The 21,889-nt window shown below is 66.0% G+C and carries 33 protein-coding genes and 1 tRNA gene; 32 read left to right on the top strand and 2 right to left on the bottom strand.

What is annotated here, in order from left to right:
* Positions 1 to 6 precede the first annotated feature (6 nt).
* The 25 genes from rpmC (at position 7) to secF (ending at position 14,328) form a co-directional block, all read left to right on the top strand.
* Entirely contained in the window at positions 7 to 207 is a 201-nt protein-coding gene (gene rpmC / locus H537_RS0106765) for a 50S ribosomal protein L29 (protein ID WP_028997292.1), read from the top strand.
* Positions 204 to 491 carry a 30S ribosomal protein S17 gene (rpsQ, locus tag H537_RS0106760; protein ID WP_043458341.1) on the top strand — a complete coding sequence of 96 codons (288 nt, stop codon included), beginning with the start codon at positions 204 to 206 and terminating at the stop codon, positions 489 to 491. The genes rpmC and rpsQ overlap by 4 nt, the downstream gene beginning before the upstream one ends.
* Positions 492 to 583: 92 nt before the next feature.
* Positions 584 to 1,102: a peroxiredoxin gene (locus tag H537_RS0106755; protein WP_028997290.1), complete on the top strand. Its 519-nt coding sequence runs from the start codon at positions 584 to 586 to the stop codon at positions 1,100 to 1,102.
* A 272-nt stretch (positions 1,103 to 1,374) separates the two neighbouring features.
* Positions 1,375 to 1,743 (top strand): 50S ribosomal protein L14, encoded by a 369-nt coding sequence (gene rplN / locus H537_RS0106750; protein ID WP_028997289.1) that lies wholly within the window; start codon positions 1,375 to 1,377, stop codon positions 1,741 to 1,743.
* Between the two features lie 22 nt (positions 1,744 to 1,765).
* Positions 1,766 to 2,083, top strand: a complete 318-nt coding sequence (rplX, locus tag H537_RS0106745) for a 50S ribosomal protein L24 (protein ID WP_028997288.1) — start codon at positions 1,766 to 1,768, stop codon at positions 2,081 to 2,083.
* Between the two features lie 27 nt (positions 2,084 to 2,110).
* Complete coding sequence (rplE, locus tag H537_RS0106740; RefSeq protein ID WP_028997287.1) at positions 2,111 to 2,650, top strand: 50S ribosomal protein L5; 540 nt, start codon at positions 2,111 to 2,113, stop codon at positions 2,648 to 2,650.
* Between the two features lie 8 nt (positions 2,651 to 2,658).
* Positions 2,659 to 2,964 carry a 30S ribosomal protein S14 gene (rpsN, locus tag H537_RS0106735; protein ID WP_028997286.1) on the top strand — a complete coding sequence of 102 codons (306 nt, stop codon included), beginning with the start codon at positions 2,659 to 2,661 and terminating at the stop codon, positions 2,962 to 2,964.
* A 24-nt stretch (positions 2,965 to 2,988) separates the two neighbouring features.
* Positions 2,989 to 3,384: a 30S ribosomal protein S8 gene (gene rpsH / locus H537_RS0106730; RefSeq protein WP_028997285.1), complete on the top strand. Its 396-nt coding sequence runs from the start codon at positions 2,989 to 2,991 to the stop codon at positions 3,382 to 3,384.
* A gap of 13 nt (positions 3,385 to 3,397) precedes the next feature.
* Complete coding sequence (gene rplF / locus H537_RS0106725; protein WP_028997284.1) at positions 3,398 to 3,931, top strand: 50S ribosomal protein L6; 534 nt, start codon at positions 3,398 to 3,400, stop codon at positions 3,929 to 3,931.
* 11 nt (positions 3,932 to 3,942) lie between these two features.
* Positions 3,943 to 4,311, top strand: coding sequence for a 50S ribosomal protein L18 (gene rplR / locus H537_RS0106720; RefSeq protein WP_043458340.1), 369 nt, complete (start codon positions 3,943 to 3,945; stop codon positions 4,309 to 4,311).
* Positions 4,312 to 4,323: 12 nt separating this feature from the next.
* On the top strand, positions 4,324 to 4,842 hold the full coding sequence (rpsE, locus tag H537_RS0106715; RefSeq protein ID WP_043458339.1) for a 30S ribosomal protein S5: 519 nt from the start codon (positions 4,324 to 4,326) through the stop codon (positions 4,840 to 4,842).
* Between the two features lie 19 nt (positions 4,843 to 4,861).
* Complete coding sequence (gene rpmD, locus H537_RS0106710; protein ID WP_028997281.1) at positions 4,862 to 5,044, top strand: 50S ribosomal protein L30; 183 nt, start codon at positions 4,862 to 4,864, stop codon at positions 5,042 to 5,044.
* A 33-nt stretch (positions 5,045 to 5,077) separates the two neighbouring features.
* Complete coding sequence (rplO, locus tag H537_RS0106705) at positions 5,078 to 5,518, top strand: 50S ribosomal protein L15 (RefSeq protein ID WP_028997280.1); 441 nt, start codon at positions 5,078 to 5,080, stop codon at positions 5,516 to 5,518.
* Between the two features lie 12 nt (positions 5,519 to 5,530).
* Positions 5,531 to 6,841 carry a preprotein translocase subunit SecY gene (gene secY / locus H537_RS0106700; protein WP_028997279.1) on the top strand — a complete coding sequence of 437 codons (1,311 nt, stop codon included), beginning with the start codon at positions 5,531 to 5,533 and terminating at the stop codon, positions 6,839 to 6,841.
* Positions 6,842 to 6,848: 7 nt separating this feature from the next.
* Positions 6,849 to 7,067: a translation initiation factor IF-1 gene (infA, locus tag H537_RS0106695; RefSeq protein ID WP_009855680.1), complete on the top strand. Its 219-nt coding sequence runs from the start codon at positions 6,849 to 6,851 to the stop codon at positions 7,065 to 7,067.
* Positions 7,068 to 7,093: 26 nt separating this feature from the next.
* Positions 7,094 to 7,207 carry a 50S ribosomal protein L36 gene (rpmJ, locus tag H537_RS0106690; protein ID WP_028997278.1) on the top strand — a complete coding sequence of 38 codons (114 nt, stop codon included), beginning with the start codon at positions 7,094 to 7,096 and terminating at the stop codon, positions 7,205 to 7,207.
* Between the two features lie 38 nt (positions 7,208 to 7,245).
* Positions 7,246 to 7,611, top strand: a complete 366-nt coding sequence (gene rpsM, locus H537_RS0106685; RefSeq protein ID WP_028997277.1) for a 30S ribosomal protein S13 — start codon at positions 7,246 to 7,248, stop codon at positions 7,609 to 7,611.
* 30 nt (positions 7,612 to 7,641) lie between these two features.
* Positions 7,642 to 8,046: a 30S ribosomal protein S11 gene (gene rpsK, locus H537_RS0106680; protein ID WP_028997276.1), complete on the top strand. Its 405-nt coding sequence runs from the start codon at positions 7,642 to 7,644 to the stop codon at positions 8,044 to 8,046.
* 199 nt (positions 8,047 to 8,245) lie between these two features.
* Positions 8,246 to 8,869, top strand: coding sequence for a 30S ribosomal protein S4 (rpsD, locus tag H537_RS0106675; RefSeq protein ID WP_028997275.1), 624 nt, complete (start codon positions 8,246 to 8,248; stop codon positions 8,867 to 8,869).
* A 158-nt stretch (positions 8,870 to 9,027) separates the two neighbouring features.
* Positions 9,028 to 10,014 carry a DNA-directed RNA polymerase subunit alpha gene (locus tag H537_RS0106670; RefSeq protein WP_028997274.1) on the top strand — a complete coding sequence of 329 codons (987 nt, stop codon included), beginning with the start codon at positions 9,028 to 9,030 and terminating at the stop codon, positions 10,012 to 10,014.
* 123 nt (positions 10,015 to 10,137) lie between these two features.
* The gene (gene rplQ, locus H537_RS0106665) at positions 10,138 to 10,539 is read left to right on the top strand and encodes a 50S ribosomal protein L17 (RefSeq protein WP_028997273.1); all 402 of its coding nucleotides are present in this window, start codon (positions 10,138 to 10,140) and stop codon (positions 10,537 to 10,539) included.
* A 168-nt stretch (positions 10,540 to 10,707) separates the two neighbouring features.
* A tRNA-Met gene (locus H537_RS0106660) sits at positions 10,708 to 10,784 on the top strand.
* A gap of 221 nt (positions 10,785 to 11,005) precedes the next feature.
* The gene (gene yajC, locus H537_RS0106655; RefSeq protein ID WP_028997272.1) at positions 11,006 to 11,329 is read left to right on the top strand and encodes a preprotein translocase subunit YajC; all 324 of its coding nucleotides are present in this window, start codon (positions 11,006 to 11,008) and stop codon (positions 11,327 to 11,329) included.
* A gap of 66 nt (positions 11,330 to 11,395) precedes the next feature.
* Entirely contained in the window at positions 11,396 to 13,276 is a 1,881-nt protein-coding gene (secD, locus tag H537_RS0106650) for a protein translocase subunit SecD (RefSeq protein ID WP_028997271.1), read from the top strand.
* A gap of 26 nt (positions 13,277 to 13,302) precedes the next feature.
* Positions 13,303 to 14,328 carry a protein translocase subunit SecF gene (gene secF / locus H537_RS0106645; RefSeq protein ID WP_028997270.1) on the top strand — a complete coding sequence of 342 codons (1,026 nt, stop codon included), beginning with the start codon at positions 13,303 to 13,305 and terminating at the stop codon, positions 14,326 to 14,328.
* A 101-nt stretch (positions 14,329 to 14,429) separates the two neighbouring features.
* Here the strand turns inward: secF and H537_RS0106640 are convergent, their stop codons facing one another.
* Positions 14,430 to 14,882, bottom strand: a complete 453-nt coding sequence (locus H537_RS0106640) for a Smg family protein (protein ID WP_028997269.1) — start codon at positions 14,880 to 14,882, stop codon at positions 14,430 to 14,432.
* A gap of 76 nt (positions 14,883 to 14,958) precedes the next feature.
* Entirely contained in the window at positions 14,959 to 16,158 is a 1,200-nt protein-coding gene (gene dprA / locus H537_RS0106635) for a DNA-processing protein DprA (RefSeq protein WP_084150491.1), read from the bottom strand.
* A 225-nt stretch (positions 16,159 to 16,383) separates the two neighbouring features.
* On the opposite strand from dprA, the gene def reads away from it, so the two are divergent.
* From def to H537_RS0106600, 7 genes are all read left to right on the top strand, one after another.
* Complete coding sequence (def, locus tag H537_RS0106630) at positions 16,384 to 16,899, top strand: peptide deformylase (protein WP_028997267.1); 516 nt, start codon at positions 16,384 to 16,386, stop codon at positions 16,897 to 16,899.
* Between the two features lie 47 nt (positions 16,900 to 16,946).
* The gene (gene fmt, locus H537_RS0106625) at positions 16,947 to 17,894 is read left to right on the top strand and encodes a methionyl-tRNA formyltransferase (protein ID WP_028997266.1); all 948 of its coding nucleotides are present in this window, start codon (positions 16,947 to 16,949) and stop codon (positions 17,892 to 17,894) included.
* Between the two features lie 102 nt (positions 17,895 to 17,996).
* Positions 17,997 to 18,839 carry a zinc metalloprotease HtpX gene (htpX, locus tag H537_RS0106620; protein WP_028997265.1) on the top strand — a complete coding sequence of 281 codons (843 nt, stop codon included), beginning with the start codon at positions 17,997 to 17,999 and terminating at the stop codon, positions 18,837 to 18,839.
* Between the two features lie 103 nt (positions 18,840 to 18,942).
* A complete protein-coding gene (locus H537_RS0106615) occupies positions 18,943 to 19,308 on the top strand; it encodes a hypothetical protein (protein WP_043458338.1) in 366 nt (121 codons plus the stop codon).
* 31 nt (positions 19,309 to 19,339) lie between these two features.
* On the top strand, positions 19,340 to 20,068 hold the full coding sequence (locus H537_RS0106610; RefSeq protein WP_043458337.1) for an AzlC family ABC transporter permease: 729 nt from the start codon (positions 19,340 to 19,342) through the stop codon (positions 20,066 to 20,068).
* The gene (locus tag H537_RS0106605; RefSeq protein WP_028997262.1) at positions 20,065 to 20,394 is read left to right on the top strand and encodes an AzlD domain-containing protein; all 330 of its coding nucleotides are present in this window, start codon (positions 20,065 to 20,067) and stop codon (positions 20,392 to 20,394) included. The genes H537_RS0106610 and H537_RS0106605 overlap by 4 nt, the downstream gene beginning before the upstream one ends.
* 62 nt (positions 20,395 to 20,456) lie before the next feature.
* Positions 20,457 to 21,650 (top strand): phosphoglycerate kinase, encoded by a 1,194-nt coding sequence (locus tag H537_RS0106600; RefSeq protein ID WP_028997261.1) that lies wholly within the window; start codon positions 20,457 to 20,459, stop codon positions 21,648 to 21,650.
* Positions 21,651 to 21,889 lie beyond the last annotated feature (239 nt).

Raw genomic sequence — 21,889 nt, 5'->3', positions numbered from 1 at the left:
AACCTCATGAAAGCATCTGAACTCCGCGCCAAGGACGTCGCCGAACTGGAGAAGGAAATCTCCGAGCTGCTGAAGGCCCACTTCGGTCTGCGCATGCAGAAGGCGACCCAACAGCTGAGCAACCACACTGTCCTGGGCAAGACGCGCCGCGACATCGCCCGCGCCAAGACTGTGCTGGCTCAGAAGAAGAAGGAAGCCGCCCAATGAACGCCCAAGCCCAAAACGCCGAAGGCAAGACCAAGGTCGTTCGCACCTTCATCGGCAAGGTCGTCAGCGACAAGCGCGCCAAGACCGTGACGGTGCTGGTGGAGCGTCGCGTCAAGCACGAGCTCTACGGCAAGATCGTTGCGCGCTCGAACAAGTACCACGCTCACGACGAGAACGGCGAGTACAAGGTCGGCGACACGGTCGAGATCACGGAAAGCCGTCCGATCTCCAAGACCAAGTCCTGGGTCGTGACGCGCCTGGTCGAGAAGGCCCGCACCGTTTGACCTTAGGGCCTTAGCGTCCGCACGAGCGGCCGCCTGCGTCGGATCCCCGGCGTGGCGGCCGTTTTTCATTTCCACTGCAGGAGACGAGCACCATGTTGAAAATCGGTGACCGGCTGCCCGAGGGCACGCTGTACGAGTTCATCGAAGTCGAGGGAGAGGGCTGCAGCCTGGGTCCCAACGCCTTCGACATCGCAAAGTCCACCGCCGGGCGCACGGTAGCCCTCTTTGGACTGCCCGGTGCATTCACCCCGACGTGCTCGGCGCAGCACGTGCCTGGCTATGTCGCGGCAGCCGAGGAACTCAGGGCTGCCGGTGTGGACGAGATCTGGTGCGTGTCCGTGAACGACGCCTTCGTGATGGGGGCCTGGGGTCGCGAGCAGGGCACGGCTGGCAAGGTTCGCATGATGGCTGATGGCAGCGGCGACTTCGCCCGGGCCACCGGACTGGAGCTGGACCTCACCGGTCGCGGTCTGGGCAAGCGCCTGCAGCGTTGTTCCATGCTGGTGGTCGACGGCGTGGTGCGCGCGCTCAACGTGGAGGCGCCGGGCAAGTTCGAGGTCAGCGACGCGCAGACCTTGCTGGCCCAGGCGCGCGCTTTGCGCCAAGGCTGAAGCCCGAACTTCAGGCCCGGAGCCGCTCGCCGCGCGGTGGCCGGGCCCATGACCCCACGCCGTGCCATGAGTTGACACGGCGTGGAATTCCGCTGCATAATCAGCAGCTTCGCCGGAAGGCCGGCTTGCGTCCAGTTACAGCGACGTAGGCAAGGCCTCCGGATCCGCCCCAATCGCCGGCTGTCTGAGCGTTCGTTTTAGCCGCCGGTGCGACGGGCCCAAGACTGACCGGTGCGACGTTGTTGTCGCTCTGGGGCAAGTTGGGGACAGACATGATCCAAATGCAATCGCGACTCGACGTCGCTGACAACACGGGCGCCAAATCCGTCATGTGCATCAAGGTGCTCGGCGGTTCCAAGCGTCGTTATGCCGGCATTGGCGACATCATCAAGGTCAGCATCAAGGAAGCTGCGCCTCGTGGTCGCGTCAAGAAGGGCGAGGTTTACAGCGCCGTGGTGGTGCGCACTGCCAAGGGCGTGCGCCGTCAGGACGGTTCGCTGGTGAAGTTCGACGGCAATGCCGCCGTGCTGCTGAACAACAAGCTCGAGCCCATCGGTACCCGCATCTTCGGCCCGGTCACGCGTGAACTGCGTACCGAGCGCTTCATGAAGATCGTCTCGCTCGCGCCCGAAGTGCTCTGAGCCCCAGGTCAAAGGACAGACCATGAACAAGATTCGCAAGGGCGACCAGGTCATCGTGCTGACCGGCCGCGACAAGGGCAAGCGTGGCACCGTGACGCAGCGTGTGGACGATTCCTATCTGATCGTCGAAGGCGTGAACGTTGCGAAGAAGCACGTCAAGCCCAACCCGATGAAGGGCACGACCGGTGGCGTCGTCGACAAGACCATGCCGATCCACCAGTCCAACGTTGCCATCTTCAACGCCGCTACCGGCAAGGCTGACCGCGTTGGCGTCAAGCTGCTGGCCGACGGCAAGAAGGTGCGCGTGTACAAGTCCAGCGGCGACGAGATTCAAGCTTAAGGCGAGGTTCGAATGGCTAACCAACAAATCGCTCGTCTGCAGCAGCAGTACCGCGAAAAGATCGTGCCGGACCTCATGAAGAAGTTCGGCTACAAGTCGGTGATGGAAGTCCCGCGCCTGACCAAGATCACGCTGAACATGGGCGTGAGCGAGGCGGTGTCGGACAAGAAGGTGATGGACCACGCCGTGGGCGACCTCACCAAGATCGCCGGCCAGAAGCCCGTGATCACCAAGTCCAAGAAAGCCATCGCCGGCTTCAAGATCCGCGAGAACGTGCCCATCGGCTGCATGGTCACGCTGCGCGGCGTGCAGATGTACGAATTCCTGGACCGCTTTGTCACCATCGCGCTGCCGCGCGTGCGTGACTTCCGCGGTATCTCGGGCCGTTCTTTCGATGGTCGCGGCAACTACAACGTCGGCGTCAAGGAACAGATCATTTTCCCCGAGATCGAGTACGACAAGATCGACGCCATCCGTGGTCTGAACATCAGCATCACGACGACGGCCAAGACCGACGACGAGTGCAAGGCCCTGCTGCAGGCCTTCCGTTTCCCGTTCAAGAACTGAGGTGACCTGTGGCTAAACTTTCTCTGATTCAGCGCGAGCTGAAGCGCGAACAGCTGGTCGCCAAGTTCGCCAAGAAGTACGCCGAGCTCAAGGCCATCATCGACGATGCCAAGCGTTCGGAAGAAGAGCGCTACGCCGCGCGCCTGGAGCTGCAGAAGCTGCCCCGCAACGCCAACCCGACCCGTCTGCGCAACCGTTGCGAACTCACCGGTCGTCCCCGTGGCACCTTCCGCCAGTTCGGTCTGGCACGTACCAAGATCCGTGAACTGGCCTTCAAGGGCGACATCCCCGGTGTCGTCAAGGCCAGCTGGTAAGTCGGCGAGAGCAGGAGATTTCGAATGAGCATGAGTGATCCGATCGCCGACATGCTGACGCGCATCCGCAACGCCCAAAGCGTTGACAAGGCCAGCGTGTCCATGCCGTCGTCCAAGCTGAAGGTGGCGATTGCCCAGGTCCTGAAGGACGAGGGTTACATCGACGGCTTCGCCATCAAGGGCGAGCCGGGCAAGTCCGAGCTGGAAATCGCGCTGAAGTACTACGCGGGTCGTCCGGTGATCGAGCGCATCGAGCGCGTGAGCCGCCCGGGCCTGCGCATCTACAAGGGCCGCCACGACATTCCCCAGGTTCAAAACGGCCTGGGCGTGGCGATCGTCACCACCCCGAAGGGCGTGATGACGGACCGCAAGGCGCGCGCTGCCGGCATCGGCGGCGAAGTGCTGTGCTACGTGGCCTAAGGAGAGACGAGCAATGTCCCGCGTTGGAAAAATGCCCATCGCCGTCCCGCAGGGCGTGGACGTGTCGGTGACGGCCGAACAAATCACCGTCAAGGGCGCGCAAGGCACGCTGTCCCGTCCCGTGAACTCGCTGGTGACGGTGAGCAACGAGGCCGGCACGCTGCGCTTCGCCCCCGTCAATGACAGCGCCGAAGCCGATGCCATGAGCGGCACGCTGCGCGCGCTGGTCAACAACATGGTCACGGGCGTGAGCAAGGGCTTCGAGCGCAAGCTCAACCTGGTCGGCGTGGGCTTCCGCGCCCAGGCCCAGGGCCAGAAGCTGAACCTGCAAGTGGGTTTCTCGCATCCTGTGGTCAAGGACATGCCTGCCGGCATCACCGTGCAGTGCCCGACCCAGACCGAGATCCTCATCAAGGGAGCCGATCGCCAAGTGGTGGGTCAGGTGGCCGCTGAAGTGCGCGCCATCCGTCCTCCCGAGCCCTACAAGGGCAAGGGCATCCGCTACAGCGACGAGCGCGTGGTCCTCAAAGAGACCAAGAAGAAGTAAGGAGTGGCAGCATGACCATCAACAAGAAGGATCAGCGCATCCGCCGCTCGCGCCAGACGCGCGCGCGCATCGCCGTGCAGCGCGTGGCGCGCCTGACGGTGTTCCGCTCCAACCTGCACATCTACGCCAGCGTCATCTCCGACTGCGGTACCAAGGTGCTCGTGAGCGCCTCGACCGCCGAGAAGGAAGTGCGCGAGCAACTGGGCGCCGAAGGCAAAGGTGGCAACACCGCCGCCGCGGCCCTGATCGGCAAGCGCATTGCCGAGAAGGCCAAGGCCGCCGGTATCGAGAAGGTGGCCTTCGACCGCGCGGGCTTCGCCTATCACGGTCGCGTCAAGGCGCTGGCCGAAGCCGCTCGCGAAGCCGGCCTGCAGTTCTGACCAGGATCCAACATGGCAAAGTTTCAACCTCGCGCTCAGACTGAAGGCAACGACGACGGTCTGAAGGAAAAGATGATCGCGGTCAACCGCGTCACCAAGGTCGTCAAGGGCGGCCGCACCATGAGCTTCGCGGCTCTGACGGTGGTGGGTGACGGCGACGGCCGCATCGGCATGGGCAAGGGCAAGGCCAAGGAAGTGCCGGTGTCGGTGCAGAAGGCCATGGAAGCCGCCCGCCGCAACATGTTCAAGGTGGCCCTGAAGAACGGCACCGTGTACCACAACGTGCGCGGCGAGCATGGCGCTGCCAAGGTGCTGCTGGCCCCCGCGCCGGCCGGTACCGGCATCATCGCCGGCGGCCCGATGCGTGCCGTCTTCGAGGTGATGGGCGTCACGGACATCGTGGCCAAGAGCCTGGGCTCCTCGAACGCCTACAACATGGTGCGTGCCACGCTGGACGCGCTGCGCCGCTCCACCACGCCGGCCGAAGTTGCGGCCAAGCGCGGCAAAACCGTCGAAGAGATCTTCGGCTAAGCCGCAGCGGAGAATCAGCATGTCTGACAAGCAAACCCTGAAGGTCAAGCTGGTGCGCAGCGTGATCGGCACCAAGCAGTCCCACCGCGACACCGTGCGTGGCCTGGGCCTGCGCAAGCTCAACAGCGAGTCTGTCCTTGAGGACACGCCTGCTGTGCGCGGCATGATCAACAAGGTCGCCTACCTCGTGAAGGTGCTCTAAGCATCCACGGGACCAGGCACAAGGAATCGAACCATGCAACTCAACACCATCAAGCCCGCCTCGGGCGCCAAGCATGCCAAGCGCCGTGTCGGCCGTGGCATCGGCTCGGGCCTGGGCAAGACTGCGGGTCGTGGCCACAAGGGCCAGAAGTCGCGTGCCGGCGGCTTCCACAAGGTGGGCTTCGAAGGCGGCCAAATGCCGCTGCAGCGCCGCCTGCCCAAGCGCGGCTTCAAGTCGGCTTCGCTGAAGTACAACGCCGAGATCAGCCTGGCCGAGCTGCAGAAGCTCGAGGCCACGGAAGTGAACCTCGTGGTGCTCAAGGCCGCAGGCCTGGTGCCCGAGATCGCGCGCAACGTGAAGGTCATCAAGTCCGGTGAGCTGACCCGTGCGGTCACGCTGTCGGGCATTGGTGCCACCGCGGGCGCCAAGGCGGCGATCGAAGCGGCCGGCGGCAGCCTGGCCAGCAACGCTTAAGGACCTGCGACCTTGGCTACTTCAGCGAACCAACTGGCCAAGAGCGGGAAGTTCGGCGATCTGCGTCGCCGGCTCGTGTTCCTGGTGCTTGCGCTGGTGGTCTATCGCATCGGCGCCCATATCCCGGTGCCGGGGATCGACCCGCAGCAACTGCAGCAGCTCTTCAAGAGCCAGTCGGGCGGCATCCTGAGCCTGTTCAACATGTTCTCCGGCGGGGCGCTGTCGCGTTTCACGGTGTTCGCGTTGGGCATCATGCCGTACATCTCGGCGTCGATCATCATGCAACTGATGACCTACGTCGTGCCTTCGCTGGAGTCGCTGAAGAAGGAAGGCGAGGCCGGGCGGCGCAAGATCACCCAGTACACGCGCTACGGCACGTTGGGTTTGGCGCTGTTCCAGTCGCTGGGTATCGCGCTTGCGCTCGAAGGATCGCAGGGTCTGGTGCTGTCGCCGGGATTCGGCTTCCGCATGACGACCGTGGTGAGCCTGGTGGCCGGCACGATGTTCCTGATGTGGCTGGGTGAGCAGATCACCGAGCGTGGTCTGGGCAACGGTATCTCGATCCTGATCTTCTCGGGTATCGCCGCAGGTCTGCCGGGTTCGGTGGGCGGTCTGTTCGAGCTGGTGCGTACCGGCGCGATGAGCATCATCGCCGCGCTGTTCATCATCGCCATCGTCGTGCTGGTGACCTACTTCGTCGTGTTCGTCGAGCGGGGTCAGCGCAAGATCCTGGTGAACTACGCCAAGCGCCAGGTGGGCAACAAGGTTTACGGCGGCCAGTCGTCGCATCTGCCCTTGAAGCTCAACATGTCGGGCGTGATTCCGCCGATCTTCGCGTCGTCGATCATCCTGCTGCCCGCGACGATCGTCGGCTGGTTCGCCACCGGCGAGGGTCTGACGTGGCTGAAGGATCTTTCGGGTGCGTTGTCGCCGGGGCAGCCGATCTATGTGCTGCTGTACGCGGCGATGATCGTCTTCTTCTGCTTCTTCTACACGGCGCTGGTATTCAACAGCCGTGAGACGGCAGACAACCTGAAGAAGAGCGGTGCGTTCATTCCGGGCATCCGTCCGGGCGAGAACACGGCGCGGCACATTGATCGCATCCTCTCGCGCCTGACGCTGGCGGGTGCTGCGTACATCACGCTGGTGTGCCTGCTGCCCGAGTTCTTGGTGCTGAAGTACAACGTACCGTTCTATTTCGGTGGCACCTCACTGCTGATCATCGTGGTGGTGACGATGGACTTCTGGGCTCAGGTCCAGAGCTACGTGATGAGCCAGCAGTACGAGTCACTGCTGAAGAAGGCGAACTTCAAGGCAAGCTGAGACACGCATGGCCAAAGACGACGTCATCCAGATGCAGGGCGAAATTCTCGAGAACCTGCCCAACGCCACCTTCCGGGTGAAGCTTGAGAACGGGCACGTGGTGCTCGGCCACATCTCCGGAAAGATGCGCATGCACTACATCCGCATCCTTCCCGGCGATAAGGTCACCGTGGAGCTCACCCCTTACGATTTGAGTCGCGCTCGCATCGTCTTCCGGGCGAAATGAGTCATTGAAAGGTCAAGGAGAAGACCATGAAAGTAGCAGCTTCGGTCAAGAAGATGTGCCGCAATTGCAAGATCATCCGCCGCAACGGCGTGGTGCGCGTCATCTGCACCGACCCGCGCCACAAGCAGCGCCAGGGTTGAGCGGCTGAGCCCTCAACGACAGGACACAGAGGTATTCCATGGCACGTATTGCCGGCATCAACATCCCGCCGCACAAGCACACCGAGATCGGCCTGACCTCGATCTACGGTATTGGCCGTACCACCGCGCAGAAGATCTGCGACGCGGTCGGCATCGCTTATTCCAAGAAGGTCAAGGACCTCACCGACGCCGATCTGGAAAAGATCCGCGACGAGATCAGCCGCCTCACCATTGAAGGCGACCTGCGTCGTGAGATGTCGATCAACATCAAGCGGCTGATGGATCTCGGCTGCTACCGTGGCATGCGCCACCGCCGCGGCCTGCCCGTGCGCGGTCAGCGCACCAAGACCAATGCCCGTACCCGCAAGGGTCCGCGCAAGTCGGGCGCCCTGGTCAAGAAGTGAGCTGCTCGCAGCGATTGAGAGATACCGAACATGGCTAAGGCACCTACCAACACCGCCGCGCGTCGCGTCAGCAAGAAGGTTCGCAAGAACATCGCCGACGGCATCGCGCACGTGCACGCGTCGTTCAACAACACGATCATCACGATCACCGACCGCCAGGGCGGCGCCCTGTCGTGGGCTTCCTCGGGCGGCCAGGGCTTCAAGGGCTCGCGCAAGAGCACGCCGTTTGCGGCGCAGGTGGCTGCCGAGATGGCCGGCCGTGCGGCGCAAGAACAGGGCATCAAGAACCTGGACGTCAAGATCAAGGGCCCGGGCCCGGGTCGCGAGTCTTCGGTGCGCGCCCTGGCCTCGCTGGGCATTCGCATCACGTCGATCTCTGACGTGACGCCCGTGCCGCACAACGGCTGCCGCCCCCAGAAGCGTCGCCGCATCTGATTTCGTTGTAGAATCGCGCCCTTTGCCGCCGCCTTCGGGCGGCATTGGCGCTTACAGTGGGCCCAATAGCCAACTCGACGCATGAGTCGAGCAGTTTTGGGCCATGAAGACCACCGTCTGAGCGTTTGCACAACAAGACCCGCCAGACTCGCGCGCGGCCTTTGGCCGTCGCGTCAGACCGACTTCCAAGGACAAGCACGTGGCACGTTATCTCGGCCCCAAGGCCAAACTTTCCCGCCGTGAAGGCACTGACCTGTTCCTGAAGAGCGCCCGTCGCGCCATCAGTGACAAGGCCAAGTTTGACAGCAAGCCCGGACAGCATGGCCGTACCTCCGGCTCGCGCACCAGCGACTTCGGCCTGCAACTGCGTGAGAAGCAGAAGGTCAAGCGCATGTACGGCGTGCTGGAGCGCCAGTTCCGCCGCTATTTCGCCGAAGCCGAACGCCGCAAGGGCAACACCGGTGCCAACCTGCTGTCGCTGCTGGAGTCGCGCCTGGACAACGTGGCCTACCGCATGGGCTTTGGTTCCACCCGTGCTGAAGCGCGTCAGCTGGTGTCGCACAAGGCCCTGACGGTCAACGGCCAGGTCGTGAACATTGCCTCCTACTTGGTCAAGCCGGGTGATGTGGTGGCCGTGCGCGAGAAGGCCAAGAAGCAGCTGCGCATCCAGGATGCGCTCAAGCTGGCCGACTCCATTGGCCTGCCGGGCTGGGTGCAGGTGGACATCGCCAAGATGGAAGGCGTGTTCAAGAAGGCCCCGGACCGTGATGAATTCGGTGCCGAGATCAACGAGTCGCTGATCGTCGAACTCTACTCGCGCTGATGCGCGAGCCTTCGCCGCCGTGCGCCGCACCCGCGGGCGCGCATGGCGGCGGCAGACCTGCTGTGCATGCCGGGCGTGCAGCGGGCTGCGTCAGGCCCGGCAGCTCCATCAGCCTTATCGGTGTAACGAGCCGAGGGTATTGACAGGAACAGGACTCAATGCAAACCAATCTGCTGAAACCCAAGGCCATCAACGTCGAGTCGCTGGGTGGTCACCGTGCCGAGGTGACACTCGAGCCGTTCGAGCGCGGCTACGGCCACACGCTGGGCAACGCCCTGCGCCGTGTGCTGTTGTCGTCGATGGTGGGTTACGCGCCGACGGAAGTCACCATCGCGGGCGTGCTTCACGAGTACTCCACGATCGACGGCGTGCAGGAAGACGTGGTCCACATCATGCTCAATCTCAAGGGCGTGACGTTCCGGCTGCACAACCGTGACGAGGTCACGCTGGTGCTGCGCAAGGAAGGCGAGGGCCCCGTCACCGCCGGCGACATCCAGACGCCGCACGACGTCGAGATCATCAATCCCGAGCACGTCATTGCGCACCTGTCGCAAGGCGGCAAGCTCGACATGCAGATCAAGGTCGAGAAGGGCCGCGGCTACGTGCCCGGCAACATGCGCCGCTACGGCGACGAGCCGACCAAGGCCATCGGTCGCATCGTTCTCGATGCTTCGTTCTCGCCTGTGCGTCGCGTGAGCTACGCCGTGGAGAACGCGCGCGTGGAACAGCGTACCGACCTCGACAAGCTGGTGATGGAGATCGAAACCAACGGCGCCATCTCGCCGGAGGAAGCCATCCGCGCTTCGGCCAAGATCCTGGTGGAACAGCTCGCCGTGTTCGCGCAACTCGAAGGCAACGAGATCGCCGCCTTTGACCAGCCTGCGCAGCGCAGTGCCCAGTTCGACCCGATCCTGCTGCGCCCGGTGGATGAGCTTGAGCTCACCGTGCGCTCGGCCAACTGCCTCAAGGCAGAGAACATCTACTACATCGGCGACCTCATCCAGCGCACCGAGACCGAGCTGCTCAAGACTCCCAATCTGGGCCGCAAGTCGCTCAACGAGATCAAGGAAGTGCTGGCCTCGCGCGGCCTGACCCTGGGCGCGCGTCTGGAGAACTGGCCACCGCAAGGCCTCGACAAGCGTTGATGAACGCCAGGCGCAGTTGCCACTGTGCCTGTGACCTACGAAATAGGGCCGCCTTGGCGGGCGGCCCGGTGCACCCCCCGGTACCTGATCCGGCCGGGGGTTTGATAAGGAAAGGAAAGCACCATGCGCCACCGTAACGGCCCCCGCAAACTCAACCGTACCAGCGAACACCGCGCCGCCATGCTGCGCAACATGTGCGTGTCGCTGCTGCAGCACGAGGCCATCAAGACCACGCTGCCCAAGGCCAAGGAACTGCGCCGCGTTGTCGAGCCGCTGATCACTCTGGCCAAGGAGCCCACGCTGGCCAACCGCCGCCTGGCTTTCGACCGCCTGCGTGACCGCGACATCGTCGTCAAGCTGTTCAACGACCTGGGCCCGCGCTTCAAGGCCCGTCCGGGCGGCTACACCCGCATCCTGAAGATGGGTTTCCGCGTTGGCGACAACGCTCCCATGGCCTACGTCGAGCTGGTGGATCGTCCCGAGACCACCGAAGCTGCGTCGGCTGCTGAAGCTGCTGCCGAATAAGTCGCGATACAGCGCCTCATACAAAAGCCCGCCCTGAGCGGGCTTTTTCGTGCCTTGGCGCCCCTGTTGTGCTGGGGCCGCCATCCTGGGGTTCCGTGCGTCAACAAAACTTTTTCGAAGCAGCCCTTGTGTGCCGCCAAAAGGCTTGCTAGAATTCAATTCTTCAGTCGCGGGGTGGAGCAGTCTGGTAGCTCGTTGGGCTCATAACCCAAAGGTCGTTGGTTCAAATCCAGCCCCCGCAACCAAAAATCAAAACAGGCCGTCCGTGTGACGGCCTGTTTGCTTTTGGGCGTATGCCTTGTGTATGTGCAGTGCTTGTGGCCATCAAGGGAACGCACCGGCCGGCATGTCACTCCAAGCCACTCCGATGGTGGCTTGACCGCCGCTTAGAATCCCGGGTTCCCTGCTTCGCGCTGCCGTCGGTAGCGCGGGCGCTGGACACCTTACAGAACAAGGAACGCCTGCCGTGTTGATTTCCCCCGCCTTTGCCCAGGCCGCCGCCCCGGCCGCCTCTGCCACTGACAGCCTGATGAGCATGCTGCCTCTGGTGCTGATGTTCGTGGTGCTGTACTTCATCATGATCCGTCCCCAGATGAAGCGGCAGAAGGAGCACAAGGCCATGATCTCCGCCCTGGCCAAGGGCGATGAGGTGGTGACCGCCGGCGGTCTGCTGGGCAAGGTCACTAAGCTCGGCGAGAGCTTCGTCCATATCGAAGTCGCCAACGGTGTGGAAATGCAGGTGCAGCGCAGCGCCGTGGTGCAGGTGCTGCCCAAGGGCACCTTCAAGTAATTCGCGGCGTGCCCGTCCTGACGGGCGGTCGCAGGCGCCGGGTTCGCGCGGCGCAAGGAACCATCGATGAACCGCTATCCCTGGTGGAAATACGCGATCTTGGCGATCGCGCTGCTGGTCGGGCTCGTGTACACGCTGCCCAACTTCTTTGGCGAGGCCCCTGCGGTCCAGGTCTCCAGCGGCAAGGCCACCGTCAAGGTCGATGCCGCGCTGACGCAACGCGTTGAAGACGTGCTGAAGCAGGCGGGCGTTCAGCCCGACTTCGTGCAACTCGACGGCAATTCGGTGCGTGCGCGCTTCACCGATCCGGATACGCAGCTCAAGGCAAAAGACGCGCTCAATCGCGCCCTCAACACGGATCCGGCCGACCCGACCTACATCGTCGCGCTCAACCTGGTCAGCCGTTCGCCGGCTTGGCTGACGTCGCTGCACGCACTGCCCATGTACCTGGGCCTGGACCTGCGCGGCGGCGTGCATTTCCTGATGCAGGTGGACATGCGGGCGGCGCAGACCAAGAAGGCCGAATCGATGGCCGGTGACGTACGCACGCTGCTGCGCGACAAGAACGTGCGTCATGCCGGGATCGCGCGCGAGGGCAACAACGTGGAAGTCCGCTTCCGCGATGCCGCGACGCTCGCCAGCGCCCAGAGCCTGCTCACCACCCAGCTGCCTGACCTGCAATGGACGCCCATGGGCGAGGGCAGTGATCTGCGTCTGACTGGCGTGCTCAAGCCGCAGGCCGCGCGCGCCGTGCAGGAGGCTGCGCTCAAGCAGAACATCACCACGCTGCACAACCGCGTCAACGAGCTCGGTGTTGCCGAGCCGGTGATCCAGCAGCAGGGTACGGACCGTGTCGTGGTGCAGTTGCCCGGCGTGCAGGACACCGCCAAGGCCAAGGACATCATCGGCCGCACCGCCACGCTGGAAGTGCGCCTGGTGGACGACAGTGCCGAGGCGGCCGCGGCCGCCGTGGGCTCAGGCCCCGTGCCTTTCGGTACCGAGCGCTACGTCGAGCGCGGCGGCGCGCCGCTGATCGTCAAGCGCCAGGTCATCCTCACCGGCGAGAACCTCAACGACGCCCAGCCGGGCTTCGATGGCCAAAACCACGAGCCCGCCGTGCACCTGACGCTCGATGCCAAGGGCGCACGGATCTTCCGCGACATCACGCGCGAGAACGTGGGCAAGCGCATGGCCATCCTGCTGTTCGAAAAGGGCAAGGGTGAAGTCGTTACCGCGCCCGTGATCCGCTCGGAAATTTCCGGCGGACGCGTCCAGATCTCCGGTCGCATGACCACGCAGGAAGCCAGCGACACCGCGCTGCTGCTGCGCGCGGGCTCGCTGGCGGCGCCGATGGAAATCATCGAGGAGCGCACCATCGGGCCGAGCCTGGGGGCGGACAACATCGCCAAGGGTTTCCACAGCGTGACCTACGGCTTCCTGGCCATCGCCACGTTCATGTGCGCGTACTACCTGCTGTTTGGCGTGTTCTCCACGCTGGCGCTGGCCTTCAACCTGCTTCTGCTGGTGGCGGTGCTGTCCATGCTGCAGGCGACGCTGACGCTTCCGGGTATCGCGGCCATCGCACTGACGCTGGGCATGGCCATCGACGCCAACGTGCTCATCAACGAGCGCGTGCGCGAGGAGTTGCGCAACGGCTCTTCGCCGCAGACGGCCATCCACGCCGGCTACGAGCGCGCCTGGGCCACCATCCTGGACTCCAACGTCACCACGCTCATCGCCGGCGTGGCGTTGCTGGCTTTTGGCTCAGGCCCGGTGCGCGGCTTCGCCGTCGTGCACTGCCTGGGCATCCTCACCTCGATGTTCTCGGCCGTGATGTTCTCGCGTGGCCTGGTCAACTTCTGGTACGGGCGCAAGAAGCGCCTGAAGTCGGTGTCCATCGGCCAAGTCTGGCGCCCCGAGGGCGACACCCCGGCCGCCAAGGCCTGAAGCAGCAGTAGCCCTCGGAGACCTGCATGGAGTTCTTTCGCATCCGGCGCGACATCCCGTTCATGCGGCATGCGCTGGTGTTCAACATCATTTCGTTCCTGACCTTCGCCGCGGCCGTGTTTTTCCTGGTCACGCGCGGCCTGCACCTGTCCATCGAATTCACAGGTGGCACGGTGCTGGAGGTCAACTACGCTCAGGCTGCGGATATCGACCGCACACGCGCCGCCGTGGAGTCGCTAGGCTTCGGTGAAGTGCAGGTGCAGAACTTCGGCACTGCGCGGGACGTGCTCATCCGGCTGCCTGTGCGCGGCGACGTGAAGCAGAGCGAGGTGGCCAGCCGCGTCTTCGGCGCGCTGTGCCAGGCGACGCAGGGGCGCGTGGAAACGCGTCCCGGTGAAGGTGACACGACGCGCCAGGCCTGTGTGGCCGCCGATGGCGGCGAACCGCTGAAGCTTTCGCGCACCGAGTTCGTCGGCCCTTCCGTGGGTTCAGAGCTGGCGCGCGACGGTGCGCTGGCGTTGGCCGTCACGGTGGCCGGGATCATGATCTACCTGGCCATACGCTTCGAGTGGAAGTTCGCCGTGGCCGGCATCATCGCCAACCTGCACGACGTGGTCATCATTCTGGGCTTCTTCGCCTTCTTCCAGTGGGAGTTCTCGCTGGCGGTACTGGCGGCGGTGCTGGCAGTGCTGGGCTACTCGGTCAACGAATCGGTCGTCATCTTCGACCGGATCCGGGAGGCTTTCCGCAAGTACCGCAAGATGAGCACCATGCAGGTGATCGACCACGCCATCACCAGCACCACCAGCCGCACCATCATCACGCACGGCTCGACGCAGATGATGGTGCTGGCGATGCTGCTCTTCGGCGGTCCGACGCTGCACTACTTCGCCGTGGCGCTGACCATCGGCATCCTGTTCGGCATCTACTCCTCGGTGTTCGTCGCTGCCGCCATCGCCATGTGGCTGGGCGTCAAGCGCGAAGACCTGGTGAAGGCCTCTTCACGCGGCAGCTCGGATCCCAACGATCCCAACGCCGGCGCTGCGGTGTGACACCGCAGACCCCATGAAGCACAAGGGCCGCAATAGCGGCCCTTGTCTTTTGGTCGGTGCATCCAGGCGGCGAGAGTGGCCCGGCACGCTGGCTGAATCGATCAGTGGATGATGCGCTCCGCGTCGTCTACGAACAGCTCGTCGAGGATCAGCGCATCGGGCTCTTCGCCCAGGCTCCAGAAGACCATCAGCACGATGATCTTCAAGTCTTCCAGCTCCAGCGGCACGCGGCCGATGGCGCTGGCACGGTCGATCACCATTTCGCGCATGAGCGGCGGCAGCACGCCGGCGCCTTCCAGGAAGCTGATGAAACCAATGGAGGCATCGCCCAGCAGCTCGCACTCCGCGGCGGTGTACACACGCATGCTCGTGGAGGCCTGGGCTTGCGAACAGGACTCGGCCACGCCGGCCAGACCGTCCAGCCAGCTCAGCGCCTCCTCGATGTCGTCAGACTCGAAGCCCACCGCCGAAAGCTTGCGCGTGAGCTGGTCGTGATCGGGACAAGCGTCAGGGCGCCAGTAGTTTTCGTACAGGTAGACGAGCACGTCGAACATGGGAGTCACTATAGCTCAGGGCATCTGAACGCAGGCTTGCAGGAAGGATGCCCGTGTGGGCAGCGCCGCGATGCGTTCAGGCCAGGCCGCGGCGCTGGTACAGCCCGCCGGGCAGGCGCTGCAGCCGGCCCTCCAGCTCCAATTCCAGCAGCCGCGCCGCCAGCGCGGGCGCTGGCCAGCCGGTACGGTCGATCAGCATGTCCAGCGTTGCGGCGTCATGCCCCAGCGCAGCCAGCACTGCGTCGGGCGGGCCGTCATCGGCCGGCAGTGGCGTGGCGGAAGCAGGCTTCGACGCCTTACGTTCGGGGTCCACGGGTTGCGAACCGTTCTTCTGCACCATCTGCAGCTCCTCCAGGATGTCCTGGGCACTTTCCACCAGCTTGGCTCCTTGCTTGATGAGCGCATGGCAGCCGCGCGATTGCGGTGCATGGATCGAGCCCGGAATGGCAAACACCTCCCGGCCGCTTTCTACCGCCAGCCGCGCCGTGATCAGCGAGCCGGATTGCAACGCCGCCTCCACCACCAGCGTGCCGCGCGTCAGCCCGGCGATGAGCCGGTTGCGCTGCGGGAAGTTCTCCCGCAGCGGCGGCGTGCCCATCGGGAACTCGCTGATCAGGAGCCCCTGGGCCGCAATGCGTAGCGCCAGGGCGTGGTGGCGCGCCGGGTAGAGCCGGTCGATGCCCGTGCCCAGCACCGCCATGGTGCTGCCCGGACCAGCCAGCGCGCCCTCGTGCGCGGCGCCGTCGATGCCCAGCGCCAGGCCCGAGACGATGGTCCAGCCGGCCTCGCTGAAGAAGCGGGCGAAGGCGGCGGCGTTGTCCGCGCCCTGGGCGCTGGGGTTGCGGCTGCCGACGACGGCCAAGCCCGGCCGGGCAAGCAGCTCGTGGCGGCCGCGCAGGTGCAGCAGCAGGGGCGGGTCGGCGGTGTCGAGCAACGTGGCTGGATACAGCGGGTCGCCCAGCGTCACCACATGCCGGTCCACGCCGCCGTCCAGCCAGTTCAGCGTCTGTGCCAGGCAGCGTTCGAGCTCCTTCGGCGGCGCCGACAGCGCCTGGGCCTGGGCCGGCGTCACCAGCTCCCGCAGCGTCTCGACCGGGTTGTCGAACACTTGCTGCGGCGTGCCCAGCGCGGACAGCAGCCGCCGCGCCGTCACCCGGCCCACGCTCAGCACCAGGCGCAGCCACGCCCGGAGCTCGTCCTCGCCTGCACGTGGAAAAAGGTGGTCGGTGGCAGGTGGCGGCTCCGTAAAGGCCGGCTCCGGGGATGAAAAGGCCATGGTGCAAGGCTCCTGGTCGGTGCAGCACCTGCACGGCGTTGGGGCGCCAGGGCGCTGCGGTTCATGGGCACACGCCGGTGACGGCCTGACCGATGGGCGAAAATGCAGGCCCGGTATCACCTGATTCTGCCCCCAGGCACGCCGCAGGCCGTGGCCCCGATTGCTGTGCAGCCCTTGCGCGCAGCCTCCCGCCACTGAGCGCCGCGACGCCGGGGGCCTTGCGCCATGGCCCAGCTTCCCATCCTGCGTTATCCCGATCCCCGCCTGCACACCGTCGCCGCCCCGGTGAAGGCGGTGGACGAGCGCATCCGCCGCCTCGCTGCCGACATGCTGGACACCATGTACGCCGCCGATGGCGTCGGTCTGGCCGCCACGCAGGTCAACGTGCATGAGCGTCTGGTGGTGATGGACACCTCCGAGACGCGCGACCAGCCGGTGGTGCTCATCAACCCCGAGATCACCGAGCGCAGCGAGGAAATGATGGTGGGCGACGAGGGCTGCCTCTCGGTGCCGGCCATCTACGACAAGGTGCAGCGGCATGCCCGCGTCAAGGTGCGTGCGCTGGACCGCGACGGCAACGTGCAGGAGTTCGAGGCCGAGGGACTGACCGCCGTGTGCGTGCAGCACGAGCTGGACCACCTGCTGGGCAAGGTCTTCGTCGAGTACTTGAGCCCGCTCAAGCGCGAGCGCATCAAGACCAAGCTGCTCAAGAAGAACCGCGAAGAGCCGCAGCGCGCATGAGCGGCGTCATGCCCGGAACGGCGGCCCCCGGCGCCGCCGCCGCGCCGCTGCGCGTGGCCTACGCCGGCACGCCGGAATTCGCCCGCGTGGCGTTGCAGGCCATCTTGGATGCCGGCTTCACCGTGCCGCTGGTGCTCACGCAGCCCGACCGCCCCGCCGGTCGCGGCATGAAGCTGCAGCCCTCGGCGGTGAAGCAGCTGGCGCTGGAGCACGGCATCCCGGTGGCGCAGCCGCGCAGCCTGCGCCTGGACGGCAAATATCCTGAGGACGCCGCCGCCGCGCGCGAGACCCTGCAGGCGGCCCGCGCCGACGTGATGGTGGTCGCGGCCTACGGCCTGATCCTGCCGCGCTGGGTTCTGGAGCTGCCGCCGCGTGGCTGCCTCAACATCCACGGCTCGCTGCTGCCGCGCTGGCGCGGCGCCGCGCCCATCCAGCGGGCGGTGGAGGCGGGCGACGCGCAAAGCGGCATCACCATCATGCAGATGGACGAGGGCCTGGACACCGGCGACATGCTGCTGGTGCATGCCCTGGACCTGGCGCCGGACGAAAGCTCCGCGACGCTGCACGACCGTCTGGCGGCGCTGGGCGCTGCGTCCATCGTGCAGGCGCTGCGCGAGCTCGACCGTCTGCCGCGCGTGCCGCAGCCGGCCGAGGGCGTGTGCTACGCGCACAAGATCGAGAAGGCCGAAGGCGCCATCGACTGGAGCCAGCCCGCCGCGCTGATCGAGCGCCGCGTGCGCGCCTTCGACCCTTTCCCGGGCATGAGCTTCAACCTCGACGGACAGGCCGTGAAGCTCTGGCGCGCGGCGCTGCGGCCCGAACTCTCCGGGCCGCCCGGCATGGTGCTGCGCGCCGATGCGCAGGAACTGGTCGTGGCCTGCGGGGAGGACGCCCTGGCGCTGCTGGAGCTGCAGCGCCCGGGCGGCAAGCGGGTGCCGGTGCGCGTCTTCCAGCAGCAGCTTGCGCTGGGCGCGGGCCGCAGTCTGGCGGGCTGAGCCGCCGCGGGCCCGCGCTGCCCGCGGCACAGGCCGATTGAACTTGCGGCCGCGGCCCGCATCTACCGGGCAGAGAGAGCAACCCACCGGGGAATCGAAACAATGTTCAACCTGATGAAGACGGCCATCCTGATGGCCGCCATCACTGCGCTGTTCATGGCCATCGGGCATCTCATCGGCGGCCGTGCCGGCATGACGCTGGCCCTGCTGGTGGCGCTGGGCATGAACTTCTTCAGCTACTGGTTCAGCGACAAGCTCGTGTTGAAGATGTACAGCGCGCGCGAGGTCGATGCCCAGTCCGAGCCCTACTTCTACGGCATGGTGCAGGAGCTGGCGCAGCGTGCCGGGCTGCCGATGCCGCGCGTGTACCTCATCGACGAGGACTCGCCCAACGCCTTCGCCACCGGCCGCAACCCGGACAACGCCGCCGTGGCTGCCACCACCGGCATCCTGCGAGTGCTCAACCACCGCGAGCTGCGCGGCGTCATGGCGCACGAGCTGGCGCACGTGAAGCACCGCGACATCCTCATCAGCACCATCAGCGCCACCATGGCCGGCGCGGTGTCGATGCTGGCCAACTTCGCGATGTTCTTCAGCGGCCGCGACGGCGAGGGCCGTCCGACCAATCCGCTGGTGGGCCTGCTGGTGGCGCTGCTGGCACCGCTGGCGGCCAGCCTGATCCAGATGGCCATCAGCCGCGCGCGCGAGTTCGAGGCCGACCGCGGCGGCGCCGAGATCAGCGGCGACCCGCGTGCGCTGGCCAGCGCGCTGGAGAAGATCCACGCCTACGCCACCGGCATCCCGCTGGCCGCGGCCCAGCGCCATCCCGAGACGGCGCAGATGATGATCATGAATCCGCTCTCGGGCGGCGGCCTGCAGGGGCTGTTCAGCACCCATCCCGCCACCGAGGAGCGCGTGGCACGGCTGCTGGCCATGGCGCGCTGAAGCAGGGAAGTCCGTCGCGCGTGCAATGCGCACGCGTGGGCGGGTCAAGTTTGGTCGCCGCGCGTCGATAAGTAAGCGTCGCCTTCTTCTACCCATCCCGGCCGTGACTCCGCGCCTGTCCCTGTTGCTTGTCGTCCTGGCGCTCGCGGGCTGTGAGCAGCTGGGTTATGAGTCCGCGAACACCACCGCGACGCGGCGCGAGGCCGAGAGCAAGGCCATTGGCGGTGCATGCCGCCATGCTGGGCGGGCCATCGAGGACTGCTTCACGCTCAACCGCAAGGCTGACAAGGCGGCCATCTTCGCCGGCTGGCGCGAGATGAACGATTACATGCGCGAGAACAGCATCCAGGCGGTCTCGCCGCAGCTCTCGGCGACGCCCCCCAGCAGTGCGGCCGCTGCCGCCTCTTCCGCGTCCGCGGCCGACGTGGCCGAGCAGTCCCGCCCTGGCACCAAGGCGCGCAAGAGCTGAGCCCCGTCGGCGCCCGGGCACAATCCCGGCAATGAATCGAGGTTCCGAGGGCGGCACGCTGCCGCCATGGCGCCATCCGTCCTTCCGGACCGGGGCGCGCGAGATGATGTCCATTGCCCCGGGCATCTCGGCCTGGGGGCTGGTGACGGGCGTGGCCATGGTCAAGGCGCTGGGCGTGCCACTGTCGCTGCTGATGTCGATGGTGGTCTTCGCCGGCAGCGCGCAGCTGGCTGCGCTGCCACTCATCGCTGCGGGCGCGCCGGTGTGGGTGGTATGGGCCACGGCGCTGTGCGTGAACCTGCGCTTCGTCATTTTCAGCGCGCAGTGGCGCCCGTACTTCGCGCACCTGCCGCTGGCACAGCGGCTGCGGCTGGGCTACTTCACGGCCGACCTGAACTACGTGCTGTTCATGAAGCGCTTCCCGGAGCCGAAGCCGTCGGCGGAGCAGCTGCCGTACTTCTGGGGCGGGGTGTCGCTGAACTGGTGTGCCTGGCAGATCCCCTCCGTCGCCGGCATCCTGCTGGGCGAGCGCGTGCCCACGCACTGGGGCCTGGGCTTCGCCGGCACGCTGGCACTGCTGGGCCTGATGAACACGCTGCTGTCCGACCGCGCTACCTGGGTGGCGGCCGCAGTGGCGGGCTGCGCGGCGGTGGCGGCCTACGCGCTGCCGCTGCGGCTGAACATCGTGGTGGCCATCGCCGCGGCGGTGGCCATGGGGCTGTTGATGGAGCAACTGCCCCGGCAACGGAGAGCGGCATGAGCGGTGCAGAGGCCGTCCTCACGATCCTTGGGCTGGGCCTGATCACGGTGCTCACGCGCAGCTTCTTCTTCCTGTCGCAGCGCGAGATGCCGCTGCCGGTCTGGCTCAAGCAGGGCCTGCGCTACGCGCCGCTGGCCGCGCTGGCGGCGGTGGTGGTGCCGGAGGTGGTGATGACGCAGGGCGTGCTCATCCACACCTGGCAGGACGCGCGGCTCTTCGCCGTGGTTGCCGGTAGCGCGTGGTTCTGGTGGCGCCGGGGCATCCTGGGCACCATCGTCAGTGGCACCGCCGTGCTGCTCGCGCTGCGCCTCGGCCTGGGGTGGTGACGAGGCAGGCCTAGAATCGTCGCCTTTCGGGAATATTGCCCGCTCTTCGGCGCTCGCTCTCCATGAACGTTCTTCGCTTCTCCGATCTCGTCGCCCAAGGCCAGGTGGCCGGTCGTCGCGTCTTCATCCGGGCCGATCTCAACGTGCCGCAGGACGACTCCGGCCGCATCACCGAGGACACGCGCATCCGTGCCTCCATCCCGTGCATCCGCATGGCGCTGGACGCCGGCGCCGCAGTGATGGTGACGTCGCACCTGGGCCGTCCCACCGAGGGCGAGTTCAAGCCCGAGGATTCGCTGGCGCCTGTGGCGCAGCGCCTGGGCGAGCTGCTGGGCCGCGAGGTGCCGCTGGTGAGCGACTGGGTCGATGGCGTGCAGGTCGCGCCGGGCCAGGTGGTGCTGCTGGAGAACTGCCGCCTCAACAAGGGCGAGAAGAAGAACAAGGAAGAGCTGGCCCGCAAGATGGCCGCCCTGTGCGACGTTTTCGTGCACGACGCCTTCGGCACCGCGCACCGCGCCGAGGCCAGCACCTACGGCATCGCGCAGTTCGCGCCGGTGGCCTGCGCCGGCCCGCTGCTGGCGGCCGAGATCGACGCCATCTCCAAGGCGTTGGCCAACCCGAAGCGCCCGCTGGTGGCCATCGTGGCCGGCTCCAAGGTCAGCACCAAGCTCACCATCCTGAAGGCGCTGTCCGAGAAGGTGGACGGCCTGATCGTGGGCGGCGGCATCGCCAACACCTTCATGCTGGCCGCCGGTCTGCCCATCGGCCTGAGCCTGGCCGAGCCGGACCTGCTGCAGGAAGCCAAGGCCGTGATCGAGGCCATGAAGGCCCGCGGCGCCGAGGTGCCCATCCCCGAGGACGTCGTCACCGCCAAGCGCTTCGCCGCTGACGCGCCGGCCAGCGTCAAGGCCGCCACCGAGGTGGAAGCCGACGACCTGATCCTGGACATCGGCCCCAAGACGGCCGAGAAGCTCGCTGCGCAGCTCAAGGCCGCGGGCACCATCGTCTGGAACGGCCCGGTGGGCGTGTTCGAGTTCGCTGCCTTCTCCAAGGGCACCGAGGCCGTTGCCCGTGCCATCGCCGCGAGCGACGCCTTCAGCATCGCCGGCGGCGGCGACACGCTGGCCGCCATCGCCAAGTACGGCATCGAAGCCGACGTGGGCTACATCTCCACCGGCGGCGGTGCCTTCCTGGAAGTGCTGGAGGGCAAGACCCTGCCGGCCTTCGAAATCCTCTCGCGCCGCGCCGCGGGCTGATCCCCAGCAAGCCCGGCGCCCACAAGGCGCCGGGTTTTCGCTCCTACCTTCCATCTCCCTTCGCACTGACCATCCGGCACGGACGCCGCGCGCGCCCGGCCGGCGCAGCCGTCGGCGTAGCTGACTCCTTACTTCGACCTGACAACACCTCCCCAGGAAGAGACAACCATGTCCGAAGAAGCCTCCATGTCCCCGGCCGAGCTGGCCCTGCGCGATGCCGCCCGCGAGTACCACCGCTC

It is taken from the genome of Azohydromonas australica DSM 1124, assembly GCF_000430725.1.
In the GTDB taxonomy this organism is placed as follows: Bacteria; Pseudomonadota; Gammaproteobacteria; order Burkholderiales; family Burkholderiaceae_C; genus Azohydromonas; species Azohydromonas australica.
The sequence above is the reverse complement of the archived record's forward strand: the minus strand, read 5'-3'. Positions and strand labels throughout refer to the sequence as shown.